Origin of the sequence: Streptomyces sp. CGMCC 4.7035, assembly GCF_031583065.1 — a bacterium.
GTDB lineage: Bacteria > Actinomycetota > Actinomycetes > Streptomycetales > Streptomycetaceae > Streptomyces > Streptomyces yaanensis.
This window is the reverse complement of sequence record NZ_CP134053.1, coordinates 923931-943931: the sequence shown is the minus strand read 5'-3', so window position 1 is coordinate 943931 and position 20001 is coordinate 923931. Positions and strand designations below refer to the sequence as shown.

General features: G+C 71.1%; 22 protein-coding genes. 4 read left to right on the top strand and 18 right to left on the bottom strand.

Translation table 11 applies throughout. The features are described 5' to 3' along the window. Nucleotides 1-165 precede the first annotated feature (165 nt). From Q2K21_RS03765 to tsaB, 5 genes are all read right to left on the bottom strand, one after another. Nucleotides 166-1215: a LacI family DNA-binding transcriptional regulator gene (locus Q2K21_RS03765; protein ID WP_310765064.1), complete on the bottom strand. Its 1050-nt coding sequence runs from the start codon at nucleotides 1213-1215 to the stop codon at nucleotides 166-168. 184 nt (nucleotides 1216-1399) lie between these two features. Continuing rightward, nucleotides 1400-1654, bottom strand: a complete 255-nt coding sequence (locus Q2K21_RS03760) for a hypothetical protein (RefSeq protein WP_310765062.1) — start codon at nucleotides 1652-1654, stop codon at nucleotides 1400-1402. Next, nucleotides 1651-2754, bottom strand: coding sequence for a tRNA (adenosine(37)-N6)-threonylcarbamoyltransferase complex transferase subunit TsaD (tsaD, locus tag Q2K21_RS03755; RefSeq protein WP_310765060.1), 1104 nt, complete (start codon nucleotides 2752-2754; stop codon nucleotides 1651-1653). Before tsaD ends, Q2K21_RS03760 begins: the two co-directional genes overlap by 4 nt. Further along, the gene (rimI, locus tag Q2K21_RS03750; protein ID WP_310780597.1) at nucleotides 2747-3244 is read right to left on the bottom strand and encodes a ribosomal protein S18-alanine N-acetyltransferase; all 498 of its coding nucleotides are present in this window, start codon (nucleotides 3242-3244) and stop codon (nucleotides 2747-2749) included. Before rimI ends, tsaD begins: the two co-directional genes overlap by 8 nt. A gap of 47 nt (nucleotides 3245-3291) precedes the next feature. After that, nucleotides 3292-3945 (bottom strand): tRNA (adenosine(37)-N6)-threonylcarbamoyltransferase complex dimerization subunit type 1 TsaB, encoded by a 654-nt coding sequence (gene tsaB, locus Q2K21_RS03745; protein ID WP_310765058.1) that lies wholly within the window; start codon nucleotides 3943-3945, stop codon nucleotides 3292-3294. A gap of 190 nt (nucleotides 3946-4135) precedes the next feature. Here tsaB and Q2K21_RS03740 point away from each other — a divergent pair, with 190 nt between their 5' ends. Further along, entirely contained in the window at nucleotides 4136-4690 is a 555-nt protein-coding gene (locus Q2K21_RS03740; protein WP_310765056.1) for a hypothetical protein, read from the top strand. A 98-nt stretch (nucleotides 4691-4788) separates the two neighbouring features. On the opposite strand, the gene Q2K21_RS03735 is transcribed toward Q2K21_RS03740, so the two are convergent. The 8 genes from Q2K21_RS03735 to Q2K21_RS03700 all read right to left on the bottom strand — a co-directional run bounded on the left by Q2K21_RS03735 (nucleotide 4789) and on the right by Q2K21_RS03700 (nucleotide 11882). Further along, on the bottom strand, nucleotides 4789-4971 hold the full coding sequence (locus tag Q2K21_RS03735; protein ID WP_310765053.1) for a hypothetical protein: 183 nt from the start codon (nucleotides 4969-4971) through the stop codon (nucleotides 4789-4791). A gap of 286 nt (nucleotides 4972-5257) precedes the next feature. Beyond that, nucleotides 5258-5788 (bottom strand): tRNA (adenosine(37)-N6)-threonylcarbamoyltransferase complex ATPase subunit type 1 TsaE, encoded by a 531-nt coding sequence (gene tsaE / locus Q2K21_RS03730; RefSeq protein ID WP_310765051.1) that lies wholly within the window; start codon nucleotides 5786-5788, stop codon nucleotides 5258-5260. Next, on the bottom strand, nucleotides 5757-6989 hold the full coding sequence (locus Q2K21_RS03725; protein ID WP_310765049.1) for an alpha/beta fold hydrolase: 1233 nt from the start codon (nucleotides 6987-6989) through the stop codon (nucleotides 5757-5759). Before Q2K21_RS03725 ends, tsaE begins: the two co-directional genes overlap by 32 nt. Nucleotides 6990-7044: 55 nt before the next feature. Further along, nucleotides 7045-8229 (bottom strand): alanine racemase, encoded by a 1185-nt coding sequence (gene alr / locus Q2K21_RS03720; protein ID WP_310765047.1) that lies wholly within the window; start codon nucleotides 8227-8229, stop codon nucleotides 7045-7047. A 373-nt stretch (nucleotides 8230-8602) separates the two neighbouring features. Then, nucleotides 8603-10051 (bottom strand): NAD(P)H-hydrate dehydratase, encoded by a 1449-nt coding sequence (locus tag Q2K21_RS03715; protein WP_310765045.1) that lies wholly within the window; start codon nucleotides 10049-10051, stop codon nucleotides 8603-8605. A gap of 40 nt (nucleotides 10052-10091) precedes the next feature. Further along, the gene (locus tag Q2K21_RS03710; protein ID WP_310765043.1) at nucleotides 10092-10463 is read right to left on the bottom strand and encodes a holo-ACP synthase; all 372 of its coding nucleotides are present in this window, start codon (nucleotides 10461-10463) and stop codon (nucleotides 10092-10094) included. 91 nt (nucleotides 10464-10554) lie between these two features. After that, nucleotides 10555-11520, bottom strand: a complete 966-nt coding sequence (locus tag Q2K21_RS03705; protein WP_310765042.1) for an RpnC/YadD family protein — start codon at nucleotides 11518-11520, stop codon at nucleotides 10555-10557. Between the two features lie 80 nt (nucleotides 11521-11600). Further along, a complete protein-coding gene (locus tag Q2K21_RS03700) occupies nucleotides 11601-11882 on the bottom strand; it encodes an ATP-binding protein (protein WP_386277140.1) in 282 nt (93 codons plus the stop codon). On the opposite strand from Q2K21_RS03700, the gene Q2K21_RS03695 reads away from it, so the two are divergent. Further along, the gene (locus Q2K21_RS03695; RefSeq protein ID WP_310780595.1) at nucleotides 11875-12081 is read left to right on the top strand and encodes a DUF397 domain-containing protein; all 207 of its coding nucleotides are present in this window, start codon (nucleotides 11875-11877) and stop codon (nucleotides 12079-12081) included. The genes Q2K21_RS03700 and Q2K21_RS03695 overlap by 8 nt on opposite strands. Here Q2K21_RS03695 and glmS read toward each other — a convergent pair. Continuing rightward, entirely contained in the window at nucleotides 12042-13889 is a 1848-nt protein-coding gene (glmS, locus tag Q2K21_RS03690; protein WP_310765040.1) for a glutamine--fructose-6-phosphate transaminase (isomerizing), read from the bottom strand. The two genes, Q2K21_RS03695 and glmS, sit on opposite strands and share 40 nt — an antisense overlap. 138 nt (nucleotides 13890-14027) lie before the next feature. Further along, a complete protein-coding gene (locus Q2K21_RS03685; RefSeq protein ID WP_310765038.1) occupies nucleotides 14028-14828 on the bottom strand; it encodes a hypothetical protein in 801 nt (266 codons plus the stop codon). Between the two features lie 249 nt (nucleotides 14829-15077). Between Q2K21_RS03685 and coaA the strand changes: the two genes are divergently transcribed. Together coaA and Q2K21_RS03675 are read left to right on the top strand one after the other, a co-directional pair. Continuing rightward, on the top strand, nucleotides 15078-16046 hold the full coding sequence (gene coaA / locus Q2K21_RS03680; RefSeq protein ID WP_310765036.1) for a type I pantothenate kinase: 969 nt from the start codon (nucleotides 15078-15080) through the stop codon (nucleotides 16044-16046). Nucleotides 16047-16271: 225 nt separating this feature from the next. Then, on the top strand, nucleotides 16272-17213 hold the full coding sequence (locus tag Q2K21_RS03675) for a DUF389 domain-containing protein (protein WP_310765033.1): 942 nt from the start codon (nucleotides 16272-16274) through the stop codon (nucleotides 17211-17213). Here Q2K21_RS03675 and glmM read toward each other — a convergent pair. The 3 genes from glmM to rplM all read right to left on the bottom strand — a co-directional run bounded on the left by glmM (nucleotide 17210) and on the right by rplM (nucleotide 19821). Further along, nucleotides 17210-18568 (bottom strand): phosphoglucosamine mutase, encoded by a 1359-nt coding sequence (gene glmM, locus Q2K21_RS03670; RefSeq protein WP_310765031.1) that lies wholly within the window; start codon nucleotides 18566-18568, stop codon nucleotides 17210-17212. The two genes, Q2K21_RS03675 and glmM, sit on opposite strands and share 4 nt — an antisense overlap. 254 nt (nucleotides 18569-18822) lie before the next feature. Beyond that, nucleotides 18823-19335 (bottom strand): 30S ribosomal protein S9, encoded by a 513-nt coding sequence (rpsI, locus tag Q2K21_RS03665; RefSeq protein WP_310765029.1) that lies wholly within the window; start codon nucleotides 19333-19335, stop codon nucleotides 18823-18825. 42 nt (nucleotides 19336-19377) lie between these two features. After that, on the bottom strand, nucleotides 19378-19821 hold the full coding sequence (gene rplM / locus Q2K21_RS03660) for a 50S ribosomal protein L13 (protein WP_310765027.1): 444 nt from the start codon (nucleotides 19819-19821) through the stop codon (nucleotides 19378-19380). Between the last annotated feature and the right edge of the window lie 180 nt (nucleotides 19822-20001).

Below are 20001 nucleotides of genomic sequence, written 5' to 3'. Positions count from 1 at the left end.
GGTGAGCCGGGCACGTAAGGACGTTCTGGAGATCGTGGGGGTTCTGGAGGTTCTCATTGCGGGTGCCTCCGAAAGTTTCGGTCGTGCGACCGATTGACTTCGGAGGAGTGTGGAGCGGCAGAACCCACCCGTCAACACGTCGATTCCGCCACGACGGTCACAGGATCACGCCGGGGGCGCCCCCGTACTGCTGCGCACCACCAGACTCGTCGCCAGCTCCACCCGGGTCGCCCCCGGGGCCCGGTCCGCGCGTCCCAGGTCGAGCACCAGCCTCGCCGCCGCCTCCGCCATCTCCATCAGTGGCTGCCGTACGGTCGTCAGCGGCGGCCCCACCCACCGGGCCACCGGCAGGTCGTCGAACCCGACCACGCTCAGGTCCTCCGGTATGCGCAGTCCCAGCTCGCGGGCCGCCTCGTACAGTCCGAGGGCCTGGAGGTCGTTGCCGGTGAAGACGGCCGTCGGCCGGTCCGGCCCGCGCAGCAGTTCGAGTCCCAGCCGGTGGCCTGCCTCGTGGTGGAAGTTCCCGGCCTTGATCAGCTCCGGATCCACCGGCAGCCCCGCCGTCTCCAGCGCCGCCCGGTAGCCGTCCACCCGGGCACGGCTGCACATCATCCGCGAGGGCCCGCTGATCGCGCCGATGCGCACATGTCCGAGCTCCACGAGATGCCGGGTCGCGGCGACGCCGCCCTGCCAGTTCGTGGCGCCGATCGACGGAACGTCGGCGCCCGGGTCACCGGCTGGATCCAGCACCACGAACGGGATCGATCTGCTGGTCAGCAGCGCGCGCTGGGAGTCGTCCAGGTCAGACAGGACAAGGATCACGCCGTGCGGGCGACGGGCGGCGACCTGGTCGGCCCAGGTCCGGCCAGGGGTGAGCCGCCCCGCGCTCTCGGAAAGCACGACACTCAGGCCCTCGTCCCGCGCCACCTTCTCCACGCCCCGGATGACCTCCATCGCCCAGGCGCTCTCCAACTCGTGGAAGACCAGGTCGATGAGGGGCGAGCGGGCGGCCTCGGACCGGCGGCGGTGGTATCCGTACGCGCGCAGCAGTTCCTCGACCCGGGTGCGGGTCGCCGGGGCCACGTCGGCACGGCCGTTGAGCACCTTCGAAACAGTCGGAGCCGAGACGCCGGCCTCCCGGGCGATCTCGGCCAGGGTCGCCGCCCGCATCGACCGCTGCGTCGTCTCCGCTTTCACGGGCTTCGCGGGTTTCATGGTCGTGATCGTATCCCCGAGGTCGCTCCACCGGGCCTGCTCGGACGCACAGGGCGAGCAGAACATTCGAAATGTCAACCGGAAATATCCGATCCGTCACGATCCGGAGAACGAGAGCGGAATGCGGGCGACGATGCGGGCGCCGTACGGGGCGGGCTCGGCGGTGAGGGTGCCGTGGTGTTGCTCATGCCCCCAGCGACTCGAACCGCCACCGGTGCACCGCCCGCGTCACCAACTCGTCGGCCGGTTCGGGCAGTTCCGGGAGGTCGGCCGCGTAGTCCGCGTCCCACCAGGTGATCACGAGGACGCGGTCCTGGGGTGCCCGGAAGGTTTCGCGACGCAGGGGCGAGGGCGTCAGCTCCTGGGCCCGTGCCCAGGCCAGCAGGTCCTCGCCCCGTCCGGTGGTCGCCCGGGCCTCCCACATCAGCGCGACCGTCACGAGTACAGGTTCTCCTTGCTGACCTCGTGAACGTGGTCGTGCGCGTGGGAGTGGGACGTGCCCGGCACGTGCGGGTCCGTCACCGGCAGGGACGAGTCCGCCGAGAGGTCCCAGTCCGAGGCCGCGCGCCCGCGCGCCACCATCTCCGCACCGAGTGCCGCCACCATCGCGCCGTTGTCCGTGCACAGCTTCGGACGCGGGACCCGCAGGCGGATACCGGCCGCCTCGCAGCGCTCCTGAGCCAGCACGCGCAGACGGGAGTTCGCGGCCACACCGCCGCCGATCATCAGGTGGTCGACCCCCTCGTCCTTGCAGGCCCGTACGGCCTTCCTGGTCAGTACGTCCACCACCGCCTCCTGGAACGAGGCCGCCACGTCGCGCACCGGCACCTCCTCCCCCGCCGCTCGCTTGGCCTCGATCCAGCGGGCCACGGCCGTCTTCAGACCGGAGAAGGAGAAGTCGTACGCGGGGTCGCGCGGCCCGGTCAGACCGCGCGGGAACGCGATCGCCTCCGGGTCCCCCTCCTTGGCGTACCGGTCGATGACCGGGCCGCCCGGGAATCCGAGGTTCAGCACGCGCGCGATCTTGTCGAAGGCCTCGCCGGCCGCGTCGTCGATGGTCGCGCCCATCGGCCGTACGTCCGAGGTGATGTCCGTGGACAGCAGCAGGGAGGAATGCCCGCCGCTGACCAGCAGCGCCATCGTCGGTTCCGGCAGCGCGCCGTGCTCCAGCTGGTCCACGCAGATGTGGGAGGCGAGGTGGTTGACCCCATACAGCGGCTTGCCCAGCGCGTACGCGTACGCCTTCGCCGCCGAGACGCCGACCAGCAGGGCGCCCGCCAGACCGGGGCCTGCGGTGACCGCGATGCCGTCGAGGTCTCTCGCGCTCACCCCCGCTTCCTTCAGCGCCCGGTCGATCGTCGGCACCATCGCCTCCAGGTGCGCGCGGGAGGCGACCTCGGGCACGACGCCGCCGAAGCGCGCGTGCTCGTCGACGCTGGACGCGACGGCGTCCGCGAGGAGGGTGCTGCCGCGGACGATGCCGACGCCGGTCTCGTCGCAGGAGGTCTCGATCCCCAGGACCAGGGGCTCGTCAGCCATTGTTCTCGTTTCCTTGTACGGAGGTTGAGCCCGCAGCGGAGCCGCTGTCGGGCGCTGTGGTCAGCCGCATCACCAGGGCGTCCACGTTCCCCGGCTGGTAGTAGCCGCGCCTGAACCCGATGGGCTCGAAGCCGAAGCGCTCGTACAGCTTCTGCGCGCGCACGTTGTCGACCCGGCATTCGAGCATCACCTCGGCGCACTCGAACGCGGTCGCGGCCCGCAGCAGCTCGGCCAGCAGCCGTCCACCGAGCCCCGTGCCCCAGTGGTCACGGGCGACGGCGATGGTCTGGATGTCTCCCAGGTCCCCCTGGGCGGCCAGCCCCGCATAGCCGACGATCCGCTCGCCCTCGACGGCCACGACGTACCGCCGGGTCGCCTCCGGGCCGCGGGAATGCGCCAGCTCGGACCAGAACATGCCCCGTGACCAGGCGTCCTCGGGGAACAGACCCTTCTCCAGCTCCAGCACGGGATCGATGTCCCACCAGCGCATCTCGCGCAGCACAGGGGTCACAGGAGTCACGGGCGTCACGGATGCGGTCACTTGGGGGTGACCACCTTGTAGTTCTTGGGCACCTGCGCGTCGGGGCGGCGCAGATACAGCGGACGGGGCGCGGCGAGCTCCTCGCCCGCCGCCAGCTTCTCCACCGCCAGGGACGCGAGCGCGGCCGCCGAGACGTGCTCGGGTTCGAGCACCTGGGGGAAGGTGTCGGGGTAGAGCAGTGCGCCGGCGCCGACGGCGGGCAGGCCCGCGACCGCTTCCGCGATCTCGGCGGGCCGGTCGACGGCGGGCTCGGTGACGCGCGTACGGGCGTTGTCGTACCGCGCCCAGTAGACCTCCTTGCGGCGCGCGTCCGTGGCCACCACGAAGGGCACGTCGAGGTCGGAGGCGTACGCGAGGCCGTCGAGGGTGCACAGGCCGTGCACGGGCACACCGAGCGCGAGCCCGAACGTGTCGGCGGTCATCAGGCCGACGCGCAGCCCCGTATAGGGGCCGGGCCCCACGCCCACGACGACGGCCGTGACGGCGTCGAGCCGCGTGCCCGCCTCGGCGAGGACCCGGTCGACGGCGGGCAGCAGGAGTTCCCCGTGCCGACGCGCATCCACCTGGCTCGATGAGGCGATGACGGAGGTGCCGTCGTGCAGGGCGACGGAGACGGCGGGGGTGGCGGTATCCAGAGCGAGCAAGAGCACGCAAACAGCCTACGGCGCTCACGCCCGACGTACGGCCGACCGGGTCCGGCCCGCACCTGCTGCTACCGTCAGCAAAGACGTACGACCGCATCGATAAGCGAATCGGTAAGTCGTACAAGACGGATACGGCTACGAGTACGTCCGCGTACGGCGACGAGTACTTCCACGCGGGGTCGAGAGGTGGGCACAGGTGGCTAGGAGCAGCTCGGGATTCGTGGCCGGGCTCACCGTTGCGGCCATCGCCGCGGTCGGTTTCCTCGCCTACCAGGCGTCGGCGAACGTGCCCGACACGCTGGGCAAGCCGCAGGCGGAGAAGTCGCCGACGGTCACCGCGTCGAAGTCGCCCCGGGACACGAAGAACCCGACGGCGCTGCCCGGTGCCTCCGGGACCGGCGAGCGGGTCGTGTACTCGATCGACGACGACCGGGTGTGGCTGGTCGGCGCGAACAACAAGGTCCGGCGCACGTTCAAGGTGACGCCGGGGACGGTGGACCCGGTGCCGGGCACGTACAAGGTGACTTCCCGGACCGCCGCGGGAACCGGGTCGGACGGCAAGGCGGTCGAGCACATCGTGCGATTCGCGCTGATCGACAGCGTGGTGTTCGGCTTCAGCGCGGCGGTCGACGGCTCGACGTCCGCGCCCGACGCCGCCAAGAAGCTGGGCGGGATCCGCGAGTTGCCCGCGGACGGCAGGGCGATGTGGGAGTTCGCGACGAGCAACAAGAAGATCGTCGTCATCCAGTAGGTCGTCGCCAGCCAGTAGGTCGTCGTCAGCCAGTCGGTCGTCGCCAGCCAGTAAAACGTCGTCAGTCAGTAGATCGTCGCCGTCCCGTAGCGCGACGGCTACGCGGCCCTGCGGTGCTCCCGGGTCGTGGGGGTCGCGCGGGGCGCCTCGGGTGCGGGATCCCGCGGCGGTGTGGAGACCGCCTTCGCCGCGGCGCACGACGCCAGCAGGTCCCGCATCGACACCTTGGCCGCCCCGGCCACCACGCGCGGCAGCGCCTCGTCTCGTTCTGAAGCCGGCATGGACGCCTCCTGGAGTCGCGGGGGCGGGCGCGGTTAGGTACACCTAACTACGGCCTCGTCTCCATGTGACCACGCGTGGAGCCTGCGGCGCAACATCTTGCCGACGAGTTGTCGGAACGTGGTGCCTGCCGGCGACTGGGCCGGGGTGGGGTGCCGTCACGGGGCTGCGCCCCGGACCCCCGGTGATCATCGCCATGGGGCCTTTGGCGGTTGTGTATGTGCGGGATGTCCGTGGCTGGTCGCGCGGTTCCCCGCGCCCCTTTCGGGGCCCGCCCGGTACCGTCTCTCAGGCCGACAGGACGGCCAGGTCCACCGTCGTCCAGCGCTGTCCCAGGCCCGTGAGCGTGACGTGACGTACCTCGTCCGTCGTGTCTCCGACCGCCCGGTGGATGACCACATGCAGCCGGTCGTCCGTCAGGTCCTCGACCTTGCCCTCGCCCCACTCCACGACGACCACCGAGTCCGGCAGCGAGACGTCGAGGTCGAGGTCCTCCATCTCGTCGAGCCCGCCGCCCAGGCGGTACGCGTCCACGTGGACCAGCGGCGGGCCGTCTCCGAGGGACGGGTGCACCCGGGCGATCACGAAGGTCGGGGAGGTGACGGCGCCCCGCACCCCGAGCCCCTCACCGAGGCCGCGGGTCAGCGTGGTCTTGCCCGCGCCCAGCTCGCCGTTCAGCATCACGAGGTCGCCGGGGCGCAGCAGCTTGGCGAGGCGGCGCCCCAGCTCCTGCATCTGTTCGGGGGAGGTGACGGTGAACTCGATGGTGACGTTCGGCATCGGGGCCTCAGCCGGGCTGTGCGGTGCTGGTGCTTCCATAGCCACCAACCGTAGCCCCTGCCGGGACCGCCCCCGAGCGCATGAGCAGGTCGGCGAGGCGGTCCGTGACGACCTCGGGGTGCTCCAGCATCACCAGGTGCCCGGCGTCCGGCACGAGCACCAGCTCCGCGTCCGGCAGCAGGTCGGCGATCGCCTCGCTGTGCTCGCTCGGCGTGACCAGGTCCTGGACCCCGGCCAGCACCAGCACCGGCAGCTCGGCGAAGCGGGCCAGCGCCTGGGTCTTGTCGTGGTCGGTGAACGCCGGGTAGAACTCGGCGACCACGTCGATCGGTGTGCCCTCGATCATCCGTTCCGCGAACCGGGCGACGGCCGGGTCGATGTCCCGGCCCGCGAACGAGTACCGCTTGATGATCCCCGCGAACAGGTCGGCGGTGGCCCTGCGCCCCTTCTCCACCAGCGCGGCCTGCTGCCCCAGCGCCTTCAGCACTCCGGGGAGGATGCGCCGCACGGCGTTGACGCCCGCGACGGGCAGACCGAAGTTGACCTCGCCGAGCCGCCCGGACGACGTGCCGACGAGGGCGACGCCGACGACCCGTTCGAGGATCAGCTCGGGGAACTGGTCGGCGAGGGCCATGACCGTCATCCCGCCCATGGAGTGGCCGACGAGCACGATGGGCCCCTCGGGCACGGCCGCGTCTATGACGGCCTTGAGGTCGCGCCCGAGCTGGTCGATGGAGACGGGCAGGCCGTCCTCTGTCTGGGAGACGCCGCGACCGGAGCGGCCGTGGCTGCGCTGGTCCCAGTGCACGGTCCGCACGACCCCGCGCAGCGCGGCCCGCTGGAAGTGCCAGGAGTCCTGGTTGAGGCAGTAGCCGTGGCTGAAGACGACAGTGACCGGGGCCGGAGCCTTGCGGCCGAAGAGCCGGCGGCGGCGCGGCGCGGGGCCGCCCTCGGGCTCGACGTCGTCGACCTCGTAGTACAACTCGGTGCCGTCGTCGGCGTACGCCTTGCCGGGGGTGCCGCGCACGGCGCCGTACGGTCCCGCCGAGTCGAGGGCGAGCCGGGCCTTGCGGCGCATGCCGCGGCCGACCGTCATGCGCTCGATGGCGACACCGGCCGCGGCGCCCGCCGCGACCACGCCTATCGCGGCGCCGGCGATACCGGCGACGCGCCAGTTCCCGGCGGTAGAGGCGGCTGCGCCCGCGACGGCCTCCACGGCCTCCGCGCTGCTCTCGCTCACGTCCCGCTCCTCCTTGCCGGGGGCTCTGCTCGTCCTGCCGTACGGCTGTCCAGGTTCACCCGTGTGGGTTACCCGCTCGTACTGCGTTTTCTACGTTCACATTCACGTAGACGCGAGGGACGCGGGTTCCGATCCGGGTCACGATTTCGTAAGCGATGGTTCCGGCCGCCTGCGCCCAGTCCTCGGCGGTGGGCTCGCCGTTGTCGCCGGGGCCGAAGAGGACGGCTTCCGTGCCGGGCGGGGGCTCGTCGCCGCCCAGGTCCACCACGAACTGGTCCATGGCGATCCGGCCCGCGACCGTGCGCAGCTTGCCGTCGACCAGGACCGGGCCGGTGCCGGAGGCGTGGCGCGGGATGCCGTCCGCGTAACCGACGGGGACCAGGCCGAGCGTCGTGTCGCCGGGGGTGGTGTAGAGATGGCCGTAGCTGACGCCGTGGCCGCCGGGGACCTGCTTCACCAGGGCGAGCGAGGCCTTCAGGCTCATCACCGGGCGCAGCCCGAGGTCGGCCGGGGTGCCGATCTCGGGGCTGGGCGAGACGCCGTAGAGAGCGATCCCGGTCCGGATGAGGTCGAAGTGGGCCTCGGGCAGGGTCAGCGTGGCCGGCGAGTTCGCGATGTGCCGCACCTCCGGCCGTACGCCCTGCTCCTCGGCGTACGCCACCATCTCGCGGAAGCGGGTGAGCTGGGCCTCGACGGAGGGGTGGCCGGGTTCGTCGGCACAGGCGAAGTGCGACCAGAGGCCGACGACGGTGATCAGGCCGTCCGCCTGGGCGCGCAGGGCCTCGGCGACGAGTTCGGGCCAGTCGCCGGGCTGGCAGCCGTTGCGGCCGAGGCCGGTGTCGGCCTTGAGGTGGACGCGGGCGGGCGCGCCCGCGGCGGCCGCCGCCTCGCGCACCTCCTGAAGGGCCCACAGTCCACTCACGGACACGTCGACGTCGGTCTCGATGGCCCGGCGCCAGGGGCCGCCGGGCGTCCACAGCCAGCACAGGATGCGGCCCGGCAGCCCGGCCGCGCGCAGGGCGAAGGCCTCCTCGGGCGTGGCCGTGCCGAGCCATTCGGCGCCCGCTTCGAGGGCCGCGCGGGCGCACGGCACCGCCCCGTGGCCGTACGCGTCCGACTTGACCACGGCCATCAGGGCCGCGCCGGGTGCGACGGCGCGCAGGGCGCGCACGTTGGCCCGCAAGGCCTCCAGGTCGATCTCGGCGCGGGCGCGCAGGGGTGCTGTCTCAGAACTTGTCATCGCGCCCCAGTGTCTCAGAGGGCTCCGACGGGGCTCCGGTGTGTGCCCTTGTGGCCCTTCAGACCGACTCGCTCAGCCCCACACGCACCACGCCGACACACCCGCTCGGCCCTGCCGACTGGCTCGACACCGGTCACGGGCACCGGCCCGCTCCGCTCGGTCGGCGCTGCGACGCCCTCAACCCCTCGCGCAGACGCCGGTCTCTCCACCCGGACCAGCCTTACCGGCCCGCTCGACCGCACCCGCAGACACCGGCCCAGTCCACCCGACCAGCCCCTACCGGTCCACTCGACCCCACCAGCAGACGCGCCCCGCGCACCGCTCAAGCCGCGCAGGCACTCAACCCGCGCAGGCACTCAACCCGCGCAGGGACTCAGCCCCGCACGCTCGCTGCGCCCCGCGCATCCCGCCACGCCTGCGGAATCGCGTTCGCCACGTCGTGTGCCCCCGCGGGGGCCCCGTTCGCCGCGTACCGGCCCGCGAGGCCGTGCAGGTACGCCGCCACGCTTCCGGCGTCCCGCGTCGAGAGGCGGGCCGCGAGCAGTGAGCCGGCCAGACCGGACAGCACGTCCCCGCTCCCCGCGGTCGCCAGCCACGGCGTGCCCGTGGCGTTCACTCGTACCGGCCCGCCCCCGGGGTCCGCCACCAGCGTGGTCGAGCCCTTGAGCAGCACGGTGGCCCCGTAGCGCGCCGCCAGTTCCCGTACCGCCGTGAGCCGGGCGCCCTCGACCTCCTCGCGCGAGACCCCGAGCAGTGCGGCGGCCTCTCCCGCGTGCGGGGTCATCAGGGTCGGCGCCGTACGGCCGCGTACGGTCTCGCGGTCGGCCAGCCGCAGCCCGTCCGCGTCGACGAGCACCGGCACGTCCGCCTCCAGCACCTCCGCCACCGTCGCCGCGTCGTCACCGGCGCCCGGGCCCACCACCCACGCCTGCACCCGCCCGGCCTTCGCCGGCCCTCGGTCGGAGACGAGCGTCTCCGGGAAGCGGGCGATCACCGCGCTCCCGGCGGGCCCTACGTACCGCACGGCCCCGGCCCCGCCCCGCAGCGCCCCCGCCACCGCGAGCACGGCCGCCCCGGGGTAGCGCGCGGACCCGGCGGCGATCCCGACGACCCCGCGCCGGTACTTGTCGCTCTCGGCTGCCGGTGCCGGCAGCAGCGCCGCCACGTCCGCGTGCTGAAGCGCCTCCAGATCGGCCTTCTCGGGCAGTTCGAGCCCGATGTCGACGAGGCGTACGGAACCGGCGTGCTCCCGCGCGGGGTCGATCAACAGCCCCGGCTTGTGCGTCCCGAACGTCACGGTCAGATCGGCCCGGACGGCCGCGCCCCGTACCTCACCGCTGTCGGCCTCGACGCCGCTCGGCAGGTCGACGGCGACGACGATGGCCCGTGATGTCTCGGAGAGCGCGGCGAGCCGTGCGGCGTCCGGCCTCAGACCGCCCTTGCCGCCGATGCCGACGATCCCGTCGACGACGAGGTCGGCGCGCTGGACGAGTTCCTCGGCCTCCCCGACCCCCGCGACGGACCCGCCCGCCCGGCGCAACGCCGCGAGCCCGCCCGGGTGCGTACGGTCGGGAGCGAGCAGCACGGCCGTGACCCCGGCACCCCGCCGGGCGAGCCGCGCTCCGGCGTACAGGGCGTCACCGCCGTTGTCCCCGCTGCCGACCAGCAGTACGACCCGGCTGCCGTACACCCGCCCCAGCAACTGGGCGCAGGCCGCGGCCAGTCCGGCGGCGGCGCGCTGCATCAGCGCCCCCTCCGGAAGCCGTGCCATGAGCGAACGCTCGGCCGTCCTCACCGTCTCCACGCTGTACGCAGTACGCATACCGCCGAGTCTCCCCCACGGCCGCCGCCCACGGGCGGACCTACCCCTCCGCCACGACCACCGCGGAGGCCACGCCCGCGTCATGACTGAGCGACACGTGCCAGGACTTCACCCCGAGTTCAGCGGCGCGGGCCGCGACCGTGCCGGTCACGCGCAGCCGTGGCTGCCCGCTGTCCTCGACGTACACCTCCGCGTCGGTCCAGTGCAGCCCGCCGGGCGCGCCCAGGGCCTTGGCCACCGCCTCTTTCGCCGCGAACCGCACGGCCAGTGAGGCGATACCGCGCCGCTCCCCGCTGGGCAGCAGCAACTCGCTCTCCAGAAACAGTCGTTCGACCAGCCCGGGCGTACGCCGCAACGACGCCGCGAACCGGTCGATCTCGGCCACGTCGATACCGACCCCGATGATGCTCATGCGGGCACTCTACGATCCGTCCGGCGCCCGGGGGCTCGGCTCCCCGGTGACCAGATCGGCCTGATGCGTTGCCGTGACGGCACGGTCCGGTTCAGGCCTCTTCAGGAGTGCTCCTCGGAACCTCCGGGTCCTCGGCGAACAGATCCTCGACCGTCGCGGCCGTCAGGGAGCGGTCGAACCAGAGCGCGAGGGTATCGAGGTCAGTGCACGAGGTGATGCGCTCCCGCGCGTCCTCGGTGACGGGGGTTCCGTGCTTCTCCAGGACGCGCAGGATCAGCGATGCGCGGTCCTCGACCTTGCCTTCCGCCTTACCTTCCGCCTTGCCTTCCGCCTTGCCTTCCGCCTTGCCTTCCAGGTAGGCCGTCTCACGGACCGTCCCCCGGCCGGGGAAGTAGCTAACGAACGACATGATTTCCTTCCATTTCTTTCCGGCTGGGGTGTCACCCAGGTTGATTTCCAGGAAGTCGAAGAAGTACCCGGCGGTGTCCGGGTCCGTTTCCTGGAGTTCCTGAAGGGCGCTGCTGATTGCCTTCAGTATGGCGCCGCAGTCGGCGCTGCGGGCGTGTGCCAGGGCGGAGAGCACGGCCAGTGGGAGGTTCTTCGCCGCGGTCCTGGCGTCGGTGATCACCGGCAGATTGTCCGGCCCTGCGACCAGTGGATATGTCCGCTGAGCCGTCCAGCCGCGCGTCCCGCAATCGAAGGGGCCGGCCGCCCACTTGGCCGTGGCCCCGTCCTGACAGACCACGAGAAGCAGCACGGGCAGGCGGTACTTCGCCTGGAGGTATGCGACGTAGTACGCCCAACTCGCCTCCTTGCCTGGAACCCGTTTCGACTGCGACTCGATGGCGAGCAGGAAGTCCTCACCATCGGACGGGCCGATGCGCAGCACGGTGTCCACGCGGCGTTCCAGCGGCCGGGTCTCCGTCACGTCCGTGGCGACGGCGTCCACGGTCGCCTTCGCGGATAACGGGACGCCCAGTACTCCGAACACGGGAGCCAGGATCTCGGGCCGCTCCTGGAAGATGCGGTGCATGCCCTCGTGGGCTGATGTGACCATGTGCGCAACCTTGGTGAAGTGAAGGGACGGCTGTCCGGGCGATCGGAATGCGTTCACCCTTGCGAGTGGCGAAAAATCGTTCAGGCCGCCGCGGTCAGTTCGCACCACACGACCTTGCCCCGGTTGCCATCTCTCGCCAGTGGCTGCCAGCCCCACAGGTCGGCGCAGGCCCGGACCAGCGCCAGTCCGCACCCCTCCTCCAGGTCGGCGATCTGCTCCGGCGGCTCGGGGTCGGCGTCCCACGCCCCGATCCGCAGGACGCCGGCCGACCAGCGCACGCGGAGTGCGGCCGGGCCTTTGGTGTGCCGTACGGCGTTTGGCACTCCGTACGAGGCAGTCATCCACGAGGCGGCCCTGCGCATCTGGAAGTCGTCCTACTCCGGGCCTGGCGACGGCGACTCATGCGTAGAGACCGCAACCCGCCCCACCCACATAGCCATCCGCGACTCAAAGGCCCCGGCCTACGGAACCCTCTCCTTCCCGACCGGAGCCTTCACCACCTTCATCGACGCCCTAAAAACTCACTCCACCGTCACCGACTTCGCCAGGTTCCGCGGCTGATCCACCTCGTTCCCCCGCGCCGTCGCCAGCTCGCAGGCGAAGACCTGGAGCGGCACGGTCGCGACGAGCGGCTGGAGCAGCGTCGGGGTGGCCGGGATCCGGATCAGGTGGTCCGCGTACGGGACCACCGCCTCGTCCCCCTCCTCCGCGATCACGATCGTGCGCGCACCCCGCGCCCGGATCTCCTGGATGTTCGAGACGATCTTGTCGTGCAGGACCGAGCGTCCGCGCGGCGAGGGCACCACCACGACCACCGGCAGGTCCTCCTCGATCAGCGCGATCGGCCCGTGCTTCAGCTCGCCCGCCGCGAAGCCCTCGGCGTGCATGTACGCCAACTCCTTGAGCTTGAGGGCGCCTTCGAGGGCCACCGGGTAGCCGACGTGCCGGCCCAGGAACAGCACGGTGTTCTTGTGGGCGAGCGAACGCGCCAGCTCCCGTACCGGCTCCATGGTCTCCAGGACCCGCTCGACCTCGCGGGAGATCTGCGACAGGTCGCGGATGACGACGTGGATCTCGTCGCCCCACTTGGTGCCACGCACCTGGCCGAGGTACAGGGCCACCAGGTAGCAGGCGACGAGCTGGGTGAGGAACGCCTTCGTGGACGCCACCGCGACTTCCGGTCCCGCGTGCGTGTAGAGGACCGCGTCCGACTCCCGCGGAATCGTCGAGCCGTTGGTGTTGCAGATCGCCAGCACCTTGGAGCCCTGTTCGCGGGCGTGCCTGAGGGCCATCAGGGTGTCCATGGTCTCGCCGGACTGGGAGATGGCGATGACCAGCGTGCGCGGGTCGAGGATCGGGTCCCGGTAGCGGAACTCGCTGGCCAGCTCCACCTCGCACGGGATCCGCGTCCAGTGCTCGATGGCGTACTTGGCGATCATCCCGGCGTGGAAGGCCGTCCCGCACGCCACGATGACGACCTTGTCGACCTCGCGCAGCTCGGCGGCCGTCATGCGCAGCTCGTCCAGCCTCAGCGAACCGGACACGTCGATGCGGCCCAGCAGCGTGTCGGCGACCGCCTTGGGCTGCTCGGCGATCTCCTTGAGCATGAAGTAGTCGTAGCCGCCCTTCTCGGCGGCCGAGGCGTCCCAGTCCACGTGGTACGTGCGGACCTCGGCGGGCCGGCCGTCGAAACCGGTGACCGTCACCCCGTCCCGGCGCAGCTCGACCACCTGGTCCTGGCCCAGCTCGATCGCCGACCGGGTGTGGGCGATGAACGCGGCCACGTCGGAGGCGAGGAAGGCCTCGCCCTCGCCGACGCCGACCACGAGCGGCGAGTTGCGCCGTGCGCCCACGACCACGTCCGGCTCGTCGGCGTGCACCGCGACCAGCGTGAACGCGCCCTCCAGCCGTCGGCACACCAGCCGCATCGACTCCGCGAGGTCCGCGGTCGCGGAGAACTCCTCGGCGAGCAGATGTGCGACGACCTCGGTGTCCGTCTCCGAGGTGAGGGTGTGACCCCGCTCCTCCAGCTCGGCCCGCAGCAGGGCGAAGTTCTCGATGATCCCGTTGTGGACGACGGCGACGCGCCCCGCGTTGTCGAGATGCGGGTGCGCGTTCGCGTCGGTCGGGCCGCCGTGGGTGGCCCACCGGGTGTGTCCGATGCCCGTGGTGCCGGTCGGCAGCGGCCAGTCGACCAGCTCCTTCTCCAAGTTGACCAGTTTCCCGGCCTTCTTGGCGGCGGCCAGGCCCCCGTCCGCGAGCACGGCGACGCCCGCCGAGTCGTAACCCCGGTACTCCAGCCGCTTCAGTCCCGCCATGACCACGTCGAGCGCCGACTGCGGTCCCACGTATCCCACGATTCCGCACATGGCCGCAGCCTACGGTCCGGTCCCGGCCCGAAATGGCTTCCGCGTGCCCGAAATCGGAAATTCTGTGGGAGCCGTCGCGGAGCCACCGTGGGAGCCGCCGCGGGACCCGCCCCGGCGGGCGGACCCCGCGCGCGAGGATCAGCCGAGCTTGGTGAGCTGCGCCTGGATCACGTCGGTGGGGTAGTCGAAGTCCTTGCCCGAACCGACCGACGCCAGGTTCACGGCGGGGAAGTAGGCGATCGTGGAGCCCTTGCGGGCCACGACGACCTTCAGCGGAGCCTTCGTGCCCTCGGCGTAGATGGTCAGCGTCAGGGCCAGCGCCTCGTCGGCGCCCTCGGGCGCCTTCGTCTCGGCCACCTTCAGTTCCTTCACCTTCTCGCCCTGGGTGGTGAAGGCGAACCCGCCGGCGCAGCTGTCGGCGGCCTTGCCCAGCTCCGCCATCGCCTTCTCGGCGCCGCCGTCCGCGTAGGCGGCGAGCGTGGCACGCACCGAGGTCACGTCGAGCGCGGCGTTCATCACGTCCTTCTCGACGTCGCCGCTCTTGGCCGCGCTCTTGTCCCGCTCGCCGACCCACATCCACTGCACCGTGGCCGACGGCTTGCCCACCACCGTGCCGGACTGGACGTACGCCAGCGCCGCGCACGCCTCGTCGTCCGCCTTGACCTCGTTCTGCTTGACGAAGTCCTTGGGCGACACCTGGTCCGTGACGGTGCCGCTCTTGACGTCGCCGGACACCAGCGCCGCCTTCTTCAGTTCGGCGGCGGTCAGCGCCTCGGCCGCCGGAGCGGCGGAGGCGGCCTTGCCCGCCTTGCCGGCCTCGGCCTTGCCGCCCTCACCCTTGCCGTCGTCCGACCCGGAGCCGCCGCAGGCGGTGGCGAGCAGGGCGAGGGCGGCGGCGGAGGCGGCGAGGGCGGTACGGCGAACAGCGGTGGATCTCACGTCAGGAGGCTCTTTCTCTCAACACGGCACCCCGAACTGCGGAACGTTCGGGGACTTTGCGCGCACTTTACAAAGTCAACAGCGTTGCCCAACAGCGCATTTATGGTGTGGTGACCATCCGGCACCCGTCGGACGCCACCGCGGCCACTCGGCCGCCGCCCGGCCCCAGGTGTGTCGGCGTGACGGACCCCACCCCCCACCCCGTTCAAACTCCGTTAACAATGGACTGTGATCTCTCCGGTCTCCTCGATGCCCCGGAGCGCCCACCGGCCCAGGCCGGAGGCGACTCCCTACGTCGACCTCACCCGTGCCGAGTGGAGCGCGCTGCGCGACAAGACGCCGCTGCCGCTGACCGCCGAGGAGGTCGAGAAGCTGCGCGGCCTCGGCGACGTCATCGACCTCGACGAGGTGCGGGACATCTATCTGCCGCTGTCCCGGCTTCTCAACCTCTACGTGGGGGCCACGGACGGCCTCAGAAGCGCCCTGAACACCTTCCTCGGCGAGCAGGGCTCCCAGTCCGGGACCCCGTTCGTCATAGGCGTCGCGGGGTCCGTGGCGGTCGGCAAGTCCACCGTCGCGCGCCTCCTCCAGGCCCTGCTCTCCCGCTGGCCCGAGCACCCGCGCGTCGAACTGGTGACGACCGACGGCTTTCTGCTGCCCACCCGCGAGCTGCAAGCCCGCGGGCTGATGTCGCGGAAAGGTTTCCCCGAGTCCTACGACCGCCGCGCCCTCACCCGCTTCGTCGCCGACATCAAGGCGGGGAAGGACGAGGTGACGGCCCCCGTCTACTCCCACCTCATCTACGACATCGTCCCCGGGCAGAAGCTCACGGTCCGCCGCCCCGACATCCTCATCGTCGAGGGCCTCAACGTGCTCCAGCCCGCCCTCCCCGGCAACGACGGCCGCACCCGCGTCGGCCTCGCGGACTACTTCGACTTCAGCGTGTACGTCGACGCGAGCACCGAGGACATCGAGCGCTGGTACCTCAACCGGTTCAAGAAGCTGCGGCAGACCGCCTTCCAGAACCCCTCCTCGTACTTCCGCAAGTACACCCAGGTGTCCGAGGAGGAGGCTCTGGACTACGCCCGCACACTCTGGCGCACCATCAACAAGCCCAATCTGGTGGAGAACATCGCCCCCACCCGGGGCCGCGCCACCCTCATCCTCCGCAAGGGCCCGGACCACAAGGTGCGACGGCTGAGCCTGCGCAAACTCTGACGCTGCCGCGCGGGCATACCGCGTCCGCGTCCGGTCCCGCACCGGTCTCGGCGAGCCGCTCGTCGCCACCCTGCTGCGGGGTGGGGTCCAGGCCGCCGCCGGTACTCGGCGGCATGCCCGGGTCGCACCAGCAGGTCCCGGGCGATGCGGGCCACACGTCGAAAGCGGAGGTGTCGGGGGTGCAGCGGCTGAGCCTGTGCGAACTGTGACGGCTACCCTGCGCGCATGCTGCATCTGCGCCTGATCACCCCGGCCGAGCGGACGGACGACGTGGTCCGCCTGATCGAGAGGACGGTCGGCACCACGCATCTCGTCGTGATACCGGGCGCCGCCCGCAATCCGAAGGGAGACGTGGTGATGTGCGACGTCGCGCGCGAGGCGGCGGACGAACTCCTCAGCGGGCTTCAGAAGTTGGACCTGGACCGCACCGGTTCCATCGCCGTCGAGAACATCGACCTGTCGCTGTCCGAGCGCGCCGAGAAGGCCGAGGCGGACGCACCGGGCGAGGGCGCGGACGCGGTGCTGTGGGAACACCTGACGGACGCGACACACGAGGAGTCGACGCTCTCGGTCACGTACGTCGCCTTCCTCACGATCGCCACGATGATCGCGGCCTGCGGCGTCGTCCTCGACAACGCGATCCTGATCGTGGGCGCGATGGCGGTGGGCCCGGAGTTCGGCCCACTGGCCGGGATCGGCACGGCGCTGGTGCGGCGGGCGCCACGGCTGGCGCTCCGCTCGTTGATCGCGCTCCTGGTCGGCTTCGCGGTGGCCATGCTGGTGACCGTCGGGTTCACGTACTTCATGGACGCCGTGGACCTGTTCAGCCGGGTCAAGCTGGACGCCGAACGGCCCAACACCAACTTCATCTACCGGCCGGACGCGTTCTCATTCGTGGTCGCGGTCCTCGCGGGCGCCGCCGGCACCCTCTCACTGACGTCCGCGAAGTCGGGCGCGCTGATCGGCGTCGCGATCTCGGTCACCACGGTCCCGGCGGCGGCGAACGCCGCCGTGGCCTTCACCTACGACGAGTACCGCCAGGCATGGGGCTCCACGGTCCAGCTCCTGCTGAACCTGCTGGGCATCGTCCTGGCGGGCACGCTCACGTTGCTGGCCCAGAAGTGGCTCTGGGCCAAGCAGCGTGAGCGCGCACCGAGACTCGGCTAGCCGAGCGCCGACTTCACCGCGTCCGCGAGCCGCCCGGCGACCGACCGCGCCTGGTCGATGTCCGCCGCCTCGACCATGACGCGCACGAGCGGCTCGGTACCCGAGGGCCGCAGCAGCACCCGCCCGGTCGAGCCCAGCTCCCGCTCCGCCTCGGTGACCGCGGTGGCCAGGTCCGCGGACGTGCCCACCCGGGACTTGTCCACGTCCGGCACGTTCACCAGCACCTGCGGCAGCCGCTCCATCACGGACGCGAGGTCCTTGAGCGAGCGCCCGGTCTCCGCGACCCGAGCGGCCAGCATCAGCCCGGTCAGCGTGCCGTCGCCGGTCGTGGCGTGGTCCAGGACGATGACGTGGCCGGACTGCTCGCCGCCGAGCGCGTACCCGTGCTCCTTCATCTCCTCCAGGACGTACCGGTCACCGACCGCGGTCTGGACGAGCTTCAGCCCCTCCCGCTCCAGCGCCAGCTTGAAGCCCAGGTTGGACATGACGGTCGCCACCACGGTGTCGGCCCGCAGAGCGGAGCGTTCCCGCATCGCCAGCGCGAGCACGGCCAGGATCTGGTCGCCGTCGATCTCCTCGCCGGTGTGGTCCACGGCGAGGCAGCGGTCGGCGTCACCGTCGTGCGCGATGCCGAAGTCGGCGCCGTGCTCGACGACGGCGGCCTTCAGCTTGTCCAGGTGGGTGGAGCCGCAGCCCTCGTTGATGTTGAGCCCGTCGGGCTCCGCGCCGATCGTGACGATCTCGGCGCCCGCGCGCGTGAACGCCTCGGGCGAGACCCGGGCGGCGGCACCGTGCGCCTCGTCGAGGACGACCTTCAGCCCGTCGAGACGGTTCGGCAGGACGGAGAGGAGGTGGGCGACGTACTGCTCGTGGCCCTCGTCGTACGACTTCACGCGGCCGACCCCGGCCCCGGTGGGCCGCTCCCAAGGGGCGCCGGTGCGGTGCTCCTCGTAGACGGTCTCGATCTTGTCCTCGAGCTCGTCGGCGAGCTTGTGGCCACCACGGGCGAAGAACTTGATGCCGTTGTCGGGCATGGAGTTGTGGCTGGCGGAGAGCATCACGCCCAGGTCGGCGCCGAGCGCGCCCGTCAGGTACGCGACGGCCGGGGTGGGCAGCACCCCGACGCGCAGGACGTCCACGCCCGCGCTGGCCAGACCGGCCACCACGGCGGCCTCCAGGAACTCCCCGGACGCACGCGGATCACGCCCGACCACCGCCGTCGGCTTGTGGCCCTCGAACGTGCCCGCCTCGGCGAGTACGTGCGCCGCCGCCACGGACAGGCCGAGCGCCATCTCGGCCGTGAGATCCGCGTTGGCGACACCGCGCACGCCGTCCGTGCCGAAGAGTCGTCCCACTTGGTGTCCTCCGAACTTGCTGGGAATGTGCGGCTCATGCCGAGTGTCCAGACAGGAACGGGATACGTACATCCCCCCGGACCTGCCTCCAGGCATATCCCCCGGAGCTGTCCTTGAACTGTCGGGATTGCTCCATAAGCCCGTGATAAGCAATCTCCCCCGTAAACGAACCGCCCCGGCGGCACAGAGCGTGCTGCCGGGGCGATCGTTGCGTCGTGCAGGCGAAACGACGCCTGCACGACCAGCGGACGCGATTAGCGCTTGCTGTACTGCGGAGCCTTGCGGGCCTTCTTCAGACCGGCCTTCTTCCGCTCGACCGCGCGGTCGTCGCGGCGGAGGAAGCCGGCCTTCTTCAGGGCGCCACGGTTGTTGTCGACGTCCGCCTCGTTCAGCGCACGGGCGACACCGAGACGGAGCGCACCGGCCTGACCGGAGACACCGCCACCCGCGATGCGGGCGATGACGTCGTAACGGCCGTCGAGCTCGAGCACCTTGAAGGGCTCGTTGACTTCCTGCTGGTGCACCTTGTTGGGGAAGTAGTCCTCAAGGGTGCGACCGTTGATCTTCCACTTGCCGGTGCCCGGAACGATCCGGACGCGGGCGATGGCCTCCTTGCGGCGGCCCAGGCCGGCGGCCGGCTGGGGCTCGCCGAAGCGGGAGGCGAGGGACTCGGAGGTGTACTCACCCTCCAGCGGGACCTCGGTCTCGGTGGTGTAGCTGTCGATGTCAAGCTCTTCGAGCGGCTGCTCGGGAGTGGTCTCGGCCACGATTCTCCTCAGATTCTCTTCAGCTTTAGGGGGTGGCCGGACTTACTGCGCGACCTGGGTGATCTCGAACGGCACCGGCTGCTGGGCAGCGTGCGGGTGCTGGTCGCCCGAGTAGACCTTCAGCTTCGAGAGCATCTGACGACCGAGGGAGTTCTTGGGGAGCATGCCCTTGACGGCCTTCTCGACGGCCTTCTCCGGGTTGTTCGCCAGCAGGTCGTCGTAGCGGACGGAGCGCAGACCACCCGGGTAGCCGGAGTGGCGGTACGCCATCTTCTGGGTCCGCTTGTTGCCGGACAGGTGAACCTTGTCCGCGTTGATGATGATGACGAAGTCGCCGGCGTCCACGTGGGGCGCGTAGATCGGCTTGTGCTTGCCGCGCAGAAGGGTGGCGGCGGTGGTGGCGAGACGACCCAGGACAACGTCCTGGGCGTCAATGACGTGCCACTGACGCGTCACATCGCCGGGCTTGGGGCTGTACGTACGCACGGTTCGTAGCCTTCGCTTCTTCAGTGAGGTTCCTGACAAGGTCACCGAAGACGATCACGACAGCCATGACCGCACCGCGGTGACGCATTCCGCGTGCTGGTCGCTGGTCATCGGCCCGGTGGACCGGTGTAAGGGCCCCTCACGTGAGAATGAGCAAGCCAATACACACAACGAACAGCC